The sequence below is a fragment of the Psychroflexus torquis ATCC 700755 genome, assembly GCF_000153485.2.
Classification (GTDB): Bacteria; Bacteroidota; Bacteroidia; order Flavobacteriales; family Flavobacteriaceae; genus Psychroflexus; species Psychroflexus torquis.
In genome coordinates, this window is the sequence record NC_018721.1 from 3,426,594 (window position 1) to 3,440,410 (window position 13,817).

The 13,817-nt window shown below is 35.9% G+C and carries 11 protein-coding genes; 6 read left to right on the forward strand and 5 right to left on the reverse strand.

Annotation, left to right across the window (positions count from 1 at the left end):
- Positions 1-4: 4 nt before the first annotated feature.
- Positions 5-955 (reverse strand): glycosyltransferase family 2 protein, encoded by a 951-nt coding sequence (locus P700755_RS14800; protein ID WP_015025447.1) that lies wholly within the window; start codon positions 953-955, stop codon positions 5-7.
- A 6-nt stretch (positions 956-961) separates the two neighbouring features.
- Positions 962-1,477 (reverse strand): DUF4199 domain-containing protein, encoded by a 516-nt coding sequence (locus P700755_RS14805; protein WP_015025448.1) that lies wholly within the window; start codon positions 1,475-1,477, stop codon positions 962-964.
- A 266-nt stretch (positions 1,478-1,743) separates the two neighbouring features.
- Here P700755_RS14805 and P700755_RS14810 point away from each other — a divergent pair, with 266 nt between their 5' ends.
- The 3 genes from P700755_RS14810 to P700755_RS14820 are packed head-to-tail and all read left to right on the forward strand — an operon-like array spanning position 1,744 to position 5,243.
- Positions 1,744-2,229, forward strand: coding sequence for a biotin/lipoyl-containing protein (locus tag P700755_RS14810; RefSeq protein ID WP_015025449.1), 486 nt, complete (start codon positions 1,744-1,746; stop codon positions 2,227-2,229).
- A 12-nt stretch (positions 2,230-2,241) separates the two neighbouring features.
- Positions 2,242-3,705 carry an acetyl-CoA carboxylase biotin carboxylase subunit gene (accC, locus tag P700755_RS14815; RefSeq protein WP_015025450.1) on the forward strand — a complete coding sequence of 488 codons (1,464 nt, stop codon included), beginning with the start codon at positions 2,242-2,244 and terminating at the stop codon, positions 3,703-3,705.
- Positions 3,702-5,243 (forward strand): acyl-CoA carboxylase subunit beta, encoded by a 1,542-nt coding sequence (locus P700755_RS14820; protein WP_015025451.1) that lies wholly within the window; start codon positions 3,702-3,704, stop codon positions 5,241-5,243. The genes accC and P700755_RS14820 overlap by 4 nt, the downstream gene beginning before the upstream one ends.
- A 208-nt stretch (positions 5,244-5,451) precedes the next feature.
- Here the strand turns inward: P700755_RS14820 and argS are convergent, their stop codons facing one another.
- Positions 5,452-7,230, reverse strand: a complete 1,779-nt coding sequence (argS, locus tag P700755_RS14825) for an arginine--tRNA ligase (protein ID WP_015025452.1) — start codon at positions 7,228-7,230, stop codon at positions 5,452-5,454.
- 89 nt (positions 7,231-7,319) lie between these two features.
- On the opposite strand from argS, the gene P700755_RS14830 reads away from it, so the two are divergent.
- A complete protein-coding gene (locus tag P700755_RS14830) occupies positions 7,320-7,745 on the forward strand; it encodes a hypothetical protein (RefSeq protein WP_015025453.1) in 426 nt (141 codons plus the stop codon).
- Between the two features lie 3 nt (positions 7,746-7,748).
- Complete coding sequence (locus P700755_RS14835; RefSeq protein WP_015025454.1) at positions 7,749-9,176, forward strand: SDR family oxidoreductase; 1,428 nt, start codon at positions 7,749-7,751, stop codon at positions 9,174-9,176.
- A gap of 3 nt (positions 9,177-9,179) precedes the next feature.
- On the opposite strand, the gene P700755_RS14840 is transcribed toward P700755_RS14835, so the two are convergent.
- The gene (locus P700755_RS14840) at positions 9,180-10,130 is read right to left on the reverse strand and encodes a hypothetical protein (protein ID WP_015025455.1); all 951 of its coding nucleotides are present in this window, start codon (positions 10,128-10,130) and stop codon (positions 9,180-9,182) included.
- Positions 10,131-10,215: 85 nt separating this feature from the next.
- Between P700755_RS14840 and P700755_RS14845 the strand changes: the two genes are divergently transcribed.
- A complete protein-coding gene (locus P700755_RS14845; protein ID WP_015025456.1) occupies positions 10,216-11,376 on the forward strand; it encodes a cysteine desulfurase family protein in 1,161 nt (386 codons plus the stop codon).
- On the opposite strand, the gene P700755_RS14850 is transcribed toward P700755_RS14845, so the two are convergent.
- Positions 11,359-13,815 (reverse strand): TonB-dependent receptor, encoded by a 2,457-nt coding sequence (locus P700755_RS14850; protein WP_015025457.1) that lies wholly within the window; start codon positions 13,813-13,815, stop codon positions 11,359-11,361. The two genes, P700755_RS14845 and P700755_RS14850, sit on opposite strands and share 18 nt — an antisense overlap.
- Between the last annotated feature and the right edge of the window lie 2 nt (positions 13,816-13,817).

The following is a 13,817-nucleotide window of genomic DNA, read 5'->3' on the forward strand; positions in this document are numbered from 1 at the left end:
CTTTTTAAATTTTTTCTGAAATTAAATATCGTTTTTGATCACTTTTTGTTCTTAATAATAACTCTCCTAAAAAACCAGCTAAAAACATTTGTACACCTATAATCATAGCTGACAAAGCTATATAAAACCAAGGATTATTCACAACCAAGATATTTGGTAGCCCATTCCAAAGCTTATATAATTTAGAGGATCCTATCCAAATAGCAGAAAGGAGACCTACTAAAAACATCAACACACCTATGGCTCCAAAAAAATGCATAGGTCGCTTACCAAATTTAGCAAAAAACCAAAGGGTTACTAGATCTAAAAATCCGTTGATAAATCGTTCTGCACCAAATTTGGTTTTACCGTATTTTCTAGCCTGGTGTTGAACTATTTTTTCACTAATTCTTGAGAATCCTGCCTGTTTAGCTAAAACAGGTATATAGCGATGCATTTCACCGTTAACATTAATATGTTTTACAACTTGAAGCTTATAGGCTTTAAGTCCACAATTGAAGTCGTGAAGTTTTAACCCAGAAGTCCATCGTGCTGCTTTATTAAAAATTTTTGATGGTAAGTTTTTAAAAATGATGGAATCGTATCTTTTCTTTTTCCAACCAGAGATAAGATCGTAATTCTCTTCAGTAATAAGTTTATATAGCTCTGGAATTTCTTCAGGATTATCTTGTAAGTCCGCATCCATAGTGATCACGACCCTCCCTTTAGCCTCAATAAATCCGGCATGTAGTGCTTGAGATTTCCCGTAGTTTTTATTAAAATTAATACCTTTAACGCTATTAAATTCAGAGTGAAGTTGTTTTATAATTTCCCAGGAATCATCTGTACTCCCATCGTTAATAAAGATAATTTCATGCTTAAAACCATGTTTTTCCATCACAGAATTAATCCAAGACTGTAATTCTAAAAGAGACTCAGACTCATTAAGTAGAGGAATAATAATTGATATATCCATAGTCTATCAATTATTTCGTTTAACCATACCTACGATAAGACCCACAAGAAAAGTCTTAAAAATAATAGAAAGTAAACTTAGGGTGGCTAGTGTAAAAGGAGAAGCAAAGGCACCCGACATATCTCTCGTCATTTGTGCTTCTTCTTCACTCATTTGCTGCCGCTCAATTAAGGCTTCCATCTCAGCTTCATTAGTCATTTTCATTTCTGTAATAAGCTCAGGTTCAATCCACTCATAATGAATGTAATTATAGCCTCCATAAATTAAACCTCCAATAACTCCAATAGCAAGGCCTAACTTTATTGAAGTCGTTAAGTCAATTTGCCCTTCATTATCAATTTTGTAGAGATGAATGGCATACCAGACGATAGCTACTGTAATTATAAAGTTAAAAATAGAGATGGCTGTGTTGGATTCCAGATTGAACGCATAAAGCAAAACCATAATTAATATGGAATAACCACCATAGATAACCCCAAAATTAGTGGCATAAGGTTTTACTGGAAGATCTTGATGTTGCATGACTATAAAATATATCGAGCAAATATAAGCATTAGAATGAATTCGATGGTTTTCATTGCAAAATCTAAGAGAATTTCTATGTGCCTAATTCTTTTTTAGAGAAACGTCCTGTTCTGCGATTATTAAAACTTTTGCTATAGAAATTCTTTAAGGCAAACAAAGCTGTGAAAATAGTTTAAAATTTAATTTTTCTAAGTTGTCTAATTTTCTTTGAAACGGAAATCCTATCCAAAATCTATTATATTTACCTCAAATTCTTTAAAACTATGAAACATTTGCTTAACGCTAGAGTAGATGATACTCACGATTTTGAATTTACGCAAGATCAGATTCAAGATCTAGATGTTCAAAAAACTTCGGGAGGGGCATATCATTTATTGGTGAATCATAAATCGGTAACTTCTAAAATCGTAGAATCTGATTTTCTAAATAGAACCTACACGGTTAAGATCAACTCCAATCTTTATAAAGTTGAAATATCCAACGAATTGGATATTCTTATTAAGGATATGGGACTTTCTTTATCCGCTTTAAAAGTCATAAACGATGTAAAAGCACCTATGCCAGGAATGATTCTAGACATTATGGTGTCAGAAGGGCAAGAGGTTAAAGAAGGTGATAATCTTTTAGTTTTGGAAGCTATGAAAATGGAAAATACCATTTTAGCCCCACGAGATGCAGTGATAAAATCCATAAGTATCGCTAAAGGAAAGACCGTTACTAAAAACGAAGTTTTAATCGAAATGGAATAAAAATACGCAGTAATGAAAAAAATATTAGTCGCTAATAGAGGAGAGATTGCTTTACGTGTAATGAAAACCATTAAACAAATGGGAATAAAAAGTGTTGCTATCTTTTCTGAAGCCGATAGAAATGCACCTCATGTGAGATTTGCAGATGAGGCGTTTTGTGTGGGGCCAGCTCCTTCCAATCAATCCTATTTATTGGGAGATAAAATTATAGAAATTGCCAAGTCACTCTCTGTGGACGGGATACATCCGGGCTACGGGTTCTTAAGTGAAAATGCAGATTTTGCAGAAAAAGTAGAACAAAATGAAATCGCTTTTATAGGACCAAAATCTCATGCTATTAGAATTATGGGGGATAAGCTTTCAGCGAAGGAAACGGTTAAAAATTATGATATTCCTATGGTTCCTGGAATAGATGAAGCCGTTACGAATACCGCTAAAGCTATAGAAATCGCTAATGAAATAGGGTATCCCATTCTCATAAAAGCTTCTGCAGGTGGAGGAGGGAAAGGAATGCGCGTGGTAGAAGAAGAGGCAAAACTCGAAGAACAGATGAAAAGAGCTATCAGTGAAGCTGAGTCTGCTTTTGGAAATGGTGCTGTTTTTATTGAAAAATACGTAAGTTCTCCTAGACACATAGAAATTCAAATCCTGGCAGATACCCATGGTAATGTTCTGCATTTATTTGAAAGAGAATGTTCTGTTCAACGAAGACATCAAAAAGTGGTAGAAGAAGCACCTTCTACTATTCTGACTCCTCAATTGAGAGAGAAAATGGGACAAGCGGCTATTGACGTTGCGAAGTCTTGTGATTATGTGGGTGCTGGAACTGTTGAGTTTCTTATGGATGAGAAGAAAAACTTCTACTTTTTAGAAATGAATACGCGTTTGCAAGTGGAACATCCAGTAACAGAATTAATTTCTGGAATTGATCTCGTAGAGCAACAAATAAGAATTGCTAGGGGCGAAGTTTTGGGCTTTTCTCAAAAAGACTTGAAAATTACAGGCCATGCTTTAGAACTCCGTGTTTATGCGGAGGATCCAACAGATGATTTCTTACCAAGTGTAGGGACACTAGAACGTTATAGAAAACCATCAGGACCTGGGATACGAGTGGACGATGGTTTTGAAGAAGGAATGGAAATCCCTATTTATTACGATCCTATGTTGTCAAAATTAGTCACTTATGGGAAAGATAGAGAAGAAGCTTTACAGCTTATGCTTGAGGCTATAAATCTTTATGAAGTAAGAGGAGTAGCAACGACTTTACCCTTTGGAAAATTTGTTTTTAACCATGAAGCTTTCCGTTCTGGTGATTTTGATACTCATTTCGTTAAAAATTATTATACTCCAAAAGTGCTTGAAGAAGAGGTGAAAGAAGAAGCCTATTTAGCTGCTTTAATGGCTATGAAACAGTACCAAGCTGATCAAAAAAAACTAAGATTACCAGAAGTTCCATCAGAAATTAAAAACCAATGAGTAAAAACATAAAAATACTTCAAGATAAACTCGAAAAAGCCAAGCTTGGTGGAGGTTTAAAGCGAATAGAAAAACAACATGCCAAAAAGAAATTAACTGCTCGAGAGCGGGTCGATTATCTTTTGGACGAAGGTTCTTTTGAAGAAATTGGCGCTCTAGTGACCCATAGGACGACCGATTTTGATATGCAAAAGCAAATCTATTATGGAGATGGAGTAGTCACGGGTTATGGAACTGTAAATGGCAAACTCGTGTATGTTTATGCACAAGATTTTACTGTCTTTGGTGGAGCATTATCAGAAACTCATGCTGAGAAAATCTGTAAGTTAATGGACCATGCCCTTAAAGTTGGAGCGCCCATTATAGGTTTAAATGATTCAGGAGGCGCTAGAATTCAAGAGGGGGTGAGATCTCTCGGTGGATATGCCGATATTTTTTATAGAAATGTTCAGGCATCTGGCGTTATTCCTCAGATTTCTGCCATAATGGGACCTTGTGCCGGGGGTGCTGTCTATTCTCCCGCTATTACCGATTTTACGTTTATGGTAGAAAATACAAGCTATATGTTTGTAACAGGGCCAAATGTTGTAAAAACAGTGACCAATGAAGAAGTTACTTCCGAAGAACTTGGAGGGGCTAGCACGCATTCTACTAAATCTGGAGTGACTCATTTTACATCTGTTAATGATGTTGAATGTTTGGAACACATCAAAAAATTGTTGAGTTATATTCCACAAAATAATACGGAAACTGCTGAAAAATTAAAAGTTTCTCTTGATGATGAGACTCGTAAAGAATTAGATAGTTTAATTCCTGACAGTCCCAATAAACCTTATGATATGCATGATGTCATTAAAGGGATTATCGATACAGACTCATTTTTTGAAGTACATAAAAATTACGCAGAAAATATTTTAGTTGGGTTTTCGAGACTGGGTGGAAGAAGTGTAGGTATTGTGGCTAATCAGCCAATGAGTTTAGCGGGGGTTTTAGATGTAGATGCCTCTAAAAAAGCAGCGAGGTTTGTTAGGTTTTGTGATGCCTTCAACATCCCTCTATTAGTTCTCGTAGATGTACCAGGCTTTTTACCAGGAACCGATCAGGAATGGAATGGTATTATACTTCATGGGGCCAAGTTGCTCTATGCCTTAAGTGAAGCTACAGTTCCAAGAGTCACCGTTATTACTAGGAAAGCTTACGGCGGTGCTTATGATGTGATGAACTCTAAGCATATTGGAGCCGACCTTAATTTTGCTTGGCCAACTGCAGAAATTGCGGTGATGGGGGCAAAAGGGGCTAGTGAAATTATTTTCAGAAAAGAAATACAAGATGCTGAAGATCCAGAATTGAAATTGTCTGAAAAGGAAGCTGAATATGCAGAAACCTTTGCAAATCCGTTTAAGGCTGCTCAGCGCGGATTTATAGATGAGGTGATTATGCCAAAAGAGACCCGTAGGAAGTTGTTGAAAGCTTTTGCAATGCTAGAAAATAAAAGCGTGCAAAGACCCAAACGGAAACATGGGAATATTCCTTTGTAAAGAAAGGAAGCATTTTTAAAACCTAGTGTTATCAGAAATAAACCCCTGTCTCTCAAAATTTCGAGCTGGGGTTTTTTTATGTAATGGACATCGATGTTTTAATAGTCTGAAATACACATGTCTGCTAACCGAATTCAGTCAAGTGTTGAATGACAACTTAAGCTTCTAGGAGGTAGATTCTTGCGTCAGTTTTTAAAACAAACTTACTTTACATCTGATTTGGTACCTCGATTCCAAGAACCTTAAAACTTTTCTTGATGACCTCTCCTACCAATCGAGATAGCTCTACTCTAAATTCAATTTGGTGTTCCTCGTCCGCTCCAAGAATAGATACATTCTGATAAAAAGAATTAAATTCTTTAACGAGATCATACACGTAATTTGCGATAAGCGCAGGACTATACTGTTCTGCAGCTTGTTGAATGAGCTCAGGAAACTGGTTTAAAATTTTAATTAAGGATTTCTCTTTGCTATTGAATTCGTAACTAGAAAGATTCAAGTCTTTCGATTCTTTTTTTCCCTTTCTTAAGATCGATTGAATTCTGGCGTAAGTGTACTGTATAAAAGGCCCTGTATTCCCTTGAAAGTCTACAGACTCCTTAGGGTCAAATAAGATTCTCTTTTTAGGATCTACTTTAAGGATATAATACTTTAGAGCCCCTAAACCAATCATTTTATACAACCTGTTTTTTTCATCATCGTCGTAGCCTTCAAGTTTTCCTAACTCCTGAGAAATAGATCTGGCAGTTGAGGTCATCTCTTCGATCAAGTCATCTGCATCCACCACCTTACCTTCACGGCTTTTCATTTTTCCGCTGGGTAGATCGACCATCCCATAACTTAAGTGATAAAGGTGTTCTGCCCATTCGAAACCAAGTTTCTTTAAAATCAGAAAGAGTACTTTGAAATGATAATCTTGTTCATTCCCTACCGTATATATCATTTCATCGATATCGTAATCGGTCACACGTTGTATTGCCGTACCAATATCCTGAGTCATATAAACGGAGGTACCATCAGATCGAAGAACTATTTTTTCATCTAAGCCTTCATTCGATAGATCAATCCATACACTGCCATCGTCTTTAGTAAAGAAAACACCAGTTTCTAAGCCAGTTTTTATATGGTCTTTACCTAAAATATAAGTATCGCTTTCATAATAATTTTTATCAAAATTGACCCCTAGGTTAGTATAGGTAGTTTCGAACCCTTCATACACCCATTTATTCATGGTTTTCCAAAGTTTTACAACTTCAAGATCTCCCGCTTCCCATTTTTGAAGCATATTTTGGGCTTCGAGTAAAATAGGAGCTTGTTTTTTAGCTTCTTCTTCTGTTTTTCCTTCTTTTAGTAAATTTTCAATTTCCGATTTATAGGCCTTATCAAATTTAACATAATATTTTCCTACCAAGTGATCACCTTTGAGGCCAGAAGATTCTGGAGTCTCCTCCTCACCGAATTTTTGCCATGCCAGCATACTTTTACAGATGTGGATACCGCGATCGTTGATAATTTGTGTTTTGTAGACGTGTTTACCAGCAGCTTTTTGAATTTCAGCGACTGAAAACCCTAGTAAGTTATTTCGGATATGTCCAAGATGTAATGGTTTATTGGTGTTCGGTGAAGAATATTCAACCATTACCTTCTGACTAGTAGGGGTGGCTTTTCTAAATCCAAAATTTTCATCCTGACTCATTGAAACCACAAGATCTTTAAAGTAAGATTCAGTTAATGATAAATTTAAAAACCCTTTAACAACATTAAATTCGGATACCAAACTAGAGTGCTTTGATAGATACTCTCCAATTTGTTCACCGAGTTGAACAGGATTGGTTTTAATATGCCTTAATAAAGGAAAGACAACTAAGGTCAAATCACCTTTGAATTCCTTTCTAGTGAGTTGAAATTCAAAAGATTGGACATCGATGTCGTGGTTGTCTTGGATATATTTGGTAACGTATTTAGAAAGTTGCGCTTCTAGAGTCATGAATAAGGTGTTTCAGTTACAAATATAATCTAAAAATTAGAGGTCATTTCAACATGTGAGCATGGAATTCAGTATATTTAAAAATAAAAATGCTTTTAAATGTTTCCTACAACAGACCTAAGATTAAACAGCAAATCGATACAGAAGTAGGCCAGCCTTTTACCCTTTTAGATAGATTAAAAATGAATGGGATAGGATCTGGTAAACTTCACATTCACTCCACTAGTATACAGATCCATAACTTGCTTGTCTTAGATAATAATATGAATATTTGTGGAGTGGAAATGAGGCCTAAAGGAATTATTGTCACCTTCAGATCATTGCTTGAAACTTATGCTCTGGTGATTCCATATTATAAATTGAAACTATACAAAGGACAATCCAAAGTGTATTCTATTTATAAGGACAATTATTTTGTTAAGGTAGAAGCTAAAGAAAAGCGTAATCATGAATTTTTAAAGAAGATCCTTAAATACAAGGCTGATAATTTTTCGAGTGATTTTGAAAACTATTAATATATGAAAATACTTCTCACAGGTGCTAATGGCTATATAGGGATGAGGGTTTTGCCTTTATTGCTTGAGCAAGGTCACCAAGTGGTCTGTGCTGTAAGAAGTGCCGACCGGCTCTCCGTTGATAAAGAAACCAAAGAAAGGATTGACATCATAGAGATGGATTTACTAGATGAGGTAAAACCTAATCTTATTCCAAAAGATATTGATGTGGCCTATTATCTCGTGCATTCTATGTCCAGTTCAACATCAGACTTTTCTGATAAAGAACAAATCACCGCTAATCATTTTAACACCTACATGAAAGACACCCAAGTCAAGCAGGTGATCTTTTTAAGTGGAATTGTGAATGAAGATAACCTTTCAAAACATCTAGAATCCCGTAAAAATGTAGAAAGTATTCTTTATAAAGGGAATTATCATCTTACAGTAATAAGAGCTGGAATTATAGTGGGATCGGGAAGTGCTTCTTTTGAAATTATAAGAGACTTATGTGAGAAGTTGCCTTTGATGATTACCCCAAAATGGGTGAATACAAGATGCCAACCAATTGGGATAAGGGATGTTTTAAAGTTTCTGACGGGTGTGTTAGGAAAGGAAGAAACTTATGATGCTTCTTTTGACATCGGTGGACCGGATGTCTTAACGTATAAGAATATGATGAAAAATTACGCTAAGGTGAGAGGTCTGAGTCTCACCATCGTTAATGTTCCCATTATGACCCCAAAGCTCTCTTCTTATTGGTTATATTTTGTCACGTCAACATCTTATAAACTAGCTTCTAATCTTGTCGATAGTATGCGGATAAATGTGATTGCAAAAGACAAAAGGTTGCAAGATATTTTAGGCATAAAACCTCACACTTATGAAGAAGCCATAGAAATGGCTTTTATAAAAATTGAACAGAATCAAGTCATATCTAGCTGGAAAGATTCTAAAGTAAGTAGTAGATATTCTCAAAAGGATTTGAACAAATATATAAAAGTTCCTAAATTTGGTTGTTTACACGATCATCAACAAATGAAAGCAGATGATCCTAAAGAAGCCCTAGAAAAAATTTGGGCCATCGGCGGTAAAAATGGATGGTATTATGCGAACACACTTTGGAAAATTCGCGGTTATTTTGACAAACTATCAGGTGGAGTAGGACTCCGTCGTGGAAGAACAAATCCAGATAAAATTAATTCTGGAGATTCTCTGGATTTTTGGAGAGTATTGATGGCGGATAAAGAAGAGCGCCGACTTTTGCTTTTTGCAGAAATGAGGGTTCCTGGGGAAGCTTGGTTAGAATTTTATATAGACGATGAAAATGTAGTCCACCAAAATGCTACGTTTAGACCTAAAGGACTCATTGGAAGACTGTATTGGTATTCTATGCTTCCCTTCCATTTCTTTATCTTTAACGGTATGTTGACTAAAATTTGCAAGACCTAAGACTTATCTAAATTCTAAGATTTCATCATTTGTTCCAAAAGTGAAAACCCCAAAGCCTTGTGAGTCTAAACGTATCGTTCTTTGGGTAGTTGCATTTTCTAATGTAATATTATTAAAGACGACAGTGATATTGAATCGCCTTGAAACGCTATTTTCTCTAAAAATATCTATAACCAAACTTTCAAAAACTGTTTCGTCTAAATAATTTGGAATACCGTTATCATTGGTGTCATCGTTAAGTGGATTCAAAACAGGTCTTGATGTAGTGCCTTCTTCAAAAGCATTCAAATCTTCATATCTAGTAATCACTCCATCGCCGTCATCATCGGAGTCTAGGTAATCTGGAATACCATCGCCATCAGTATCTAGATCGATTCCAAAATCTATATCTATTTCAATTTCCACGTTAGTGAGTACATTATCATTATCGTCATCTATATCCAAGAAGTTGGGAAGCCCATCACCGTCTGTATCATAATTGAAGATATCGTTATCTGGACCTTGTTCATCTATATCATCTATCCCGTCACCATCGGTATCTACTCCTGAATCTGATGTTCTTGTAATGGTAAATTCCACATTCCCCCCCGTAGTACTTGTGAATTCTTCAATAACCGTAGGTTCACTAGGAGGAATCTCTTGACAGAAATAAATGTTACTTTCAACGCTGCCATTTAATCGTCTATAGTTAACGCGATTAGAATTATTGATAGTGACTGAGAAAGTTTCAGGACTTATAATATTTTCAACATTTTCTAAAATGTTTTGATCAAAAATCAGGGAAATAGCTTCATTGGATTCAGTAACGATATGCAAGACTTTTCTATCGCCTGCAAATTCACATAAATTGAGTGCTGAGTTTTGATCAAAATTGAAATCGCTGACGATGATATCTCCATCATCACAAGAGAAAAGTAATAAACTTAGTATAGATAATAAAAATAGTCGTTGCATAGTCTTAAAATGAATTCAAATATAAAACACTTGAGCGATTCCATATATATTTGATTTACTTTTGTGATATAATAAAGGGAATAGAATGGATACAGTTTATTTGGATAACGCCGCAACGACTCAACTAGATATAGAGGTGATTTCTGCCATGCATGAAAGCATGCAAACCAACTTTGGAAATCCTTCGTCGACGCATGCTTTTGGAAGAAAGGCAAAAGCAGCTTTAGAAAACGCTAGAAAATCAATTTCTGCCTTACTTCATGTCCCTTCCTCTAGCATTGTGTTTACATCTGGAGGAACTGAAGCGGATAATACAGCTATCAATTGTGCCGTTAGAGATCTAGGAGTTACCCGTATTATTTCTTCCAAAATTGAACACCATGCTGTTTTAAATTGTGTGGAATTTTTAGATCTTGAGAACAGAATAAAATTGGATTTTGTAAATCTTGATGAACATGGTTCTGTAGACCTTTCCCACTTGGAAACTTTATTAAAATCAGATACAGACTCAAAAACCTTAGTGTCCTTAATGCATATCAACAATGAGATTGGAAATATATTAGATCTCAAAGCCGTTGGGGAATTATGCCATACCTATGCGGCGTATTTCCATAGTGATACAGTACAATCTGTTGGTCACTATGAAATGAATTTATCGCAACTTCCTGTTGATTTTATTGCGGTAAGTGCTCACAAATTTCACGGTCCTAAAGGAGCTGGATTTATGTATGTAAGAAACAGAGCTCAACTTAAGCCATTGATACACGGAGGTTCTCAAGAGCGAGAATTAAGAGCAGGAACCGAAAGTATCCATAACATCGTTGGTTTACAGAAAGCTATGGAGCTTGCTTATGCCAATCTTGAGAAAGAAGCAACTTATATAAAATCTTTAAAAAGTTATTTTATATCAAGCTTGAAGGAAGCAATTTCTGGTATACGATTTAATGGACATTCTGGCGATTTGGATAAAAGCACCTACACTTTAGTAAATGTGAGTATTCCGCTCTCACAGGCGGAATCTGATATGATGCTGTTTCAATTAGACCTTAAAGGTATTGCCTGTTCCAAAGGAAGTGCATGTCAAAGCGGAGCTCAACTTGGCTCTTTCGTTTTAAATGAGGTGTACGGTAAGAATTTAGACTACCCTGGATTAAGGTTTTCTTTTTCTAAATACACGACCAAAGAAGAATTGGACTACGTGGTCTCAACTTTAAAAAGCTTATCAACTTCAAAAGCTAGCGGATAGTTTTAAGTTAAAAACTCGAGGACTCAAAAAGTTCGGAATTGCAAATTGATTTCGAGAGGAGGAATCTCTTACAAAAGTATTGGTGATAGAATTCAATCTATCAAACATATTAAAAATTTCAAAACCAACATCTAAGTTTTCAAATATATTCAGCCAATGGTTCTCTTTAAAAGTGTCGTTAGCCTCTTTTAAAGCATAAAAAAATCCAACATCCAAACGTTGATAATCGGATAATCTACTCTGGTAGTCATAAGGGTCTTCAAACTGTGGTGATCCTCCTGGAAGTCCAGTATTATAAACCAAGTTGAGGTATAATTTCAATTTTGGCATATTGGGCACATAATCTTGGAACAAGGCTGCAAATTTGAGACGTTGGTCTGTAGGGCGAGCGATATATTCCCGATCACCTTGGCGTTCTTCGGTTTTTAAATAACCAAAACTAAACCAGCTTTCTGTGCCAGGGACAAATTCTCCGTTGAGGCGCATGTCCAATCCATAAGCATAGGCTTCAGCATCATTTCGTGCTCGATAGCGTATTCTTACGTTTTCTATGGTATACGGATTTACATTATTGAGTTTTTTATAATAGCCTTCAGTCACCAGCTTGAACGGTCTATCCCAAAGTTTAAAACTATAATCGTTTCCAGCCACGATATGTATAGATTCTTGAGCTTTTACATCTGGGACAACAGTTCCAGTAGAATCTCTTAATTCTCTATAGAATGGCGGTTGATGATAAAATCCTCCCGATAAGCGAAAGACCATGTCTTTATCCCAATCTGGTTTTATGGAAACTTGACCCCTCGGGCTTACCACTTGCTGGGTGTTGGATTCAATTCCTTCTCCTGAGACTCTCCAAGCTTGGCTCCTCACTCCAGCATTCATCCATACCTTAGAATTTCCTAGTCGAGTTCTATAGCTCCATTGTAAAAAAGCAGTAATTCTGTCGATTTTCGTAAAGTTAAGAGCTCTTATGCTCTGGAATGCTTCAATAGGAGCCTCAAAGGGATTGTAGGGTTGATCGTTTCCAAAATCGGGTAGTGGAGGACGAACACTAAATCCAGCAGAGTCAATGACTTCATACTCTTGTAAACGGTCTCTAATGTCTTCATGGGAATACCTAGCTCCATATTCAATAAGGTGTTCATCAATTTGATGACTAGCTAAATGTTGAAGATTAAAGATTAAAGCATCCAGATTATTTCTAGCATGTGTAAATTGAGAACCTGCACCTTCTGTAAATTCAACTTCACCTAAATTACCATCCCCAAAATCTGTACTCACACTTCCTAATCTGTAATTTGCTAAAATATCAAAATACTCTTGTTCTTTTGTATGGTAAGCGGAAGCGATAAACTTTCCTGTATAGCTATCATTGGGTTTATAGGTCGCTTTAAAAGCTCCAAGATAGGTTTCGTAAAGGCTTTCTTCTTCACCTTCATAAAAAATCAATAAGGCTTGGGGATCGTCTATAGTTCCAAAATTAGTCTGTCTGGTGAATGGCTCATAACTGTACGAGTTTACAGCTATATTTCCTAAAAAACTGATTTCAAATTTGGGATTAAATTGATAAGTTAAGAAGGTTTGTACGTCTGCAAATCTGGGTTTAAAATTGGCTTCAGTTTCATTTGCATTTACGAATAAAGAATTGTCTCGATAGCGCATCCCAACTATGGCGGAAAGTTTCTTGTTTTTAGAAACACCTTCTACAGAGGCACTTCCTCCAAGAAAACTCGCCTCAAAACTACCACCAAAATTGACAGGTCTTCTATACTCTATATCCAAAACCGAAGACATTTTATCTCCGTACCTCGCTTTAAATCCACCAGCTGAAAACTCAACATTTCGAACCAAATCGGTATTTACAAAACTCAATCCTTCTTGTTGACCACTTCTTATTAAAAAAGGTCTATAAATCTCAATATCATTGACATACACTAAGTTTTCATCAAAATTCCCCCCTCTTACAGAATACTGTGTACTTAGTTCATTATTGGAATTGACTCCTGGTAAGGTTTTAAGCAAATTTTCAACACCAGCATTGGCCCCTGGAATTTTTCTGATGGTTTCTGGATCTAATGTGGTAATCCCTTCAATCCTAGTTCTTCCATCATTTTCAAGGATAACCTCTCCAATTTGTTCGATACTGGTTTTGAGGATAAAATTAAGTTCTTCAACTTGATTTTTTTTCAAGTTAAGCTTTGCAGTAATGGGCTTAAATCCTATATAGGATATTTTCAATTTTAAAGTTTGTCCAGCAGTGATTTTTAGTTGGTAAAATCCGTTGGAATTGCTTACTGTCCCTCCTTGAGATGTACTCACGTTAGCAGAGGCAATAGGATTTCTACTTTCATCGAAAATAATTCCTTGCACGGTGGCTGTTTGGGAAAAGACAGAAGAAGTTATTATAACAAAAAGGAATGTGTAAAAATAGTTCAAGA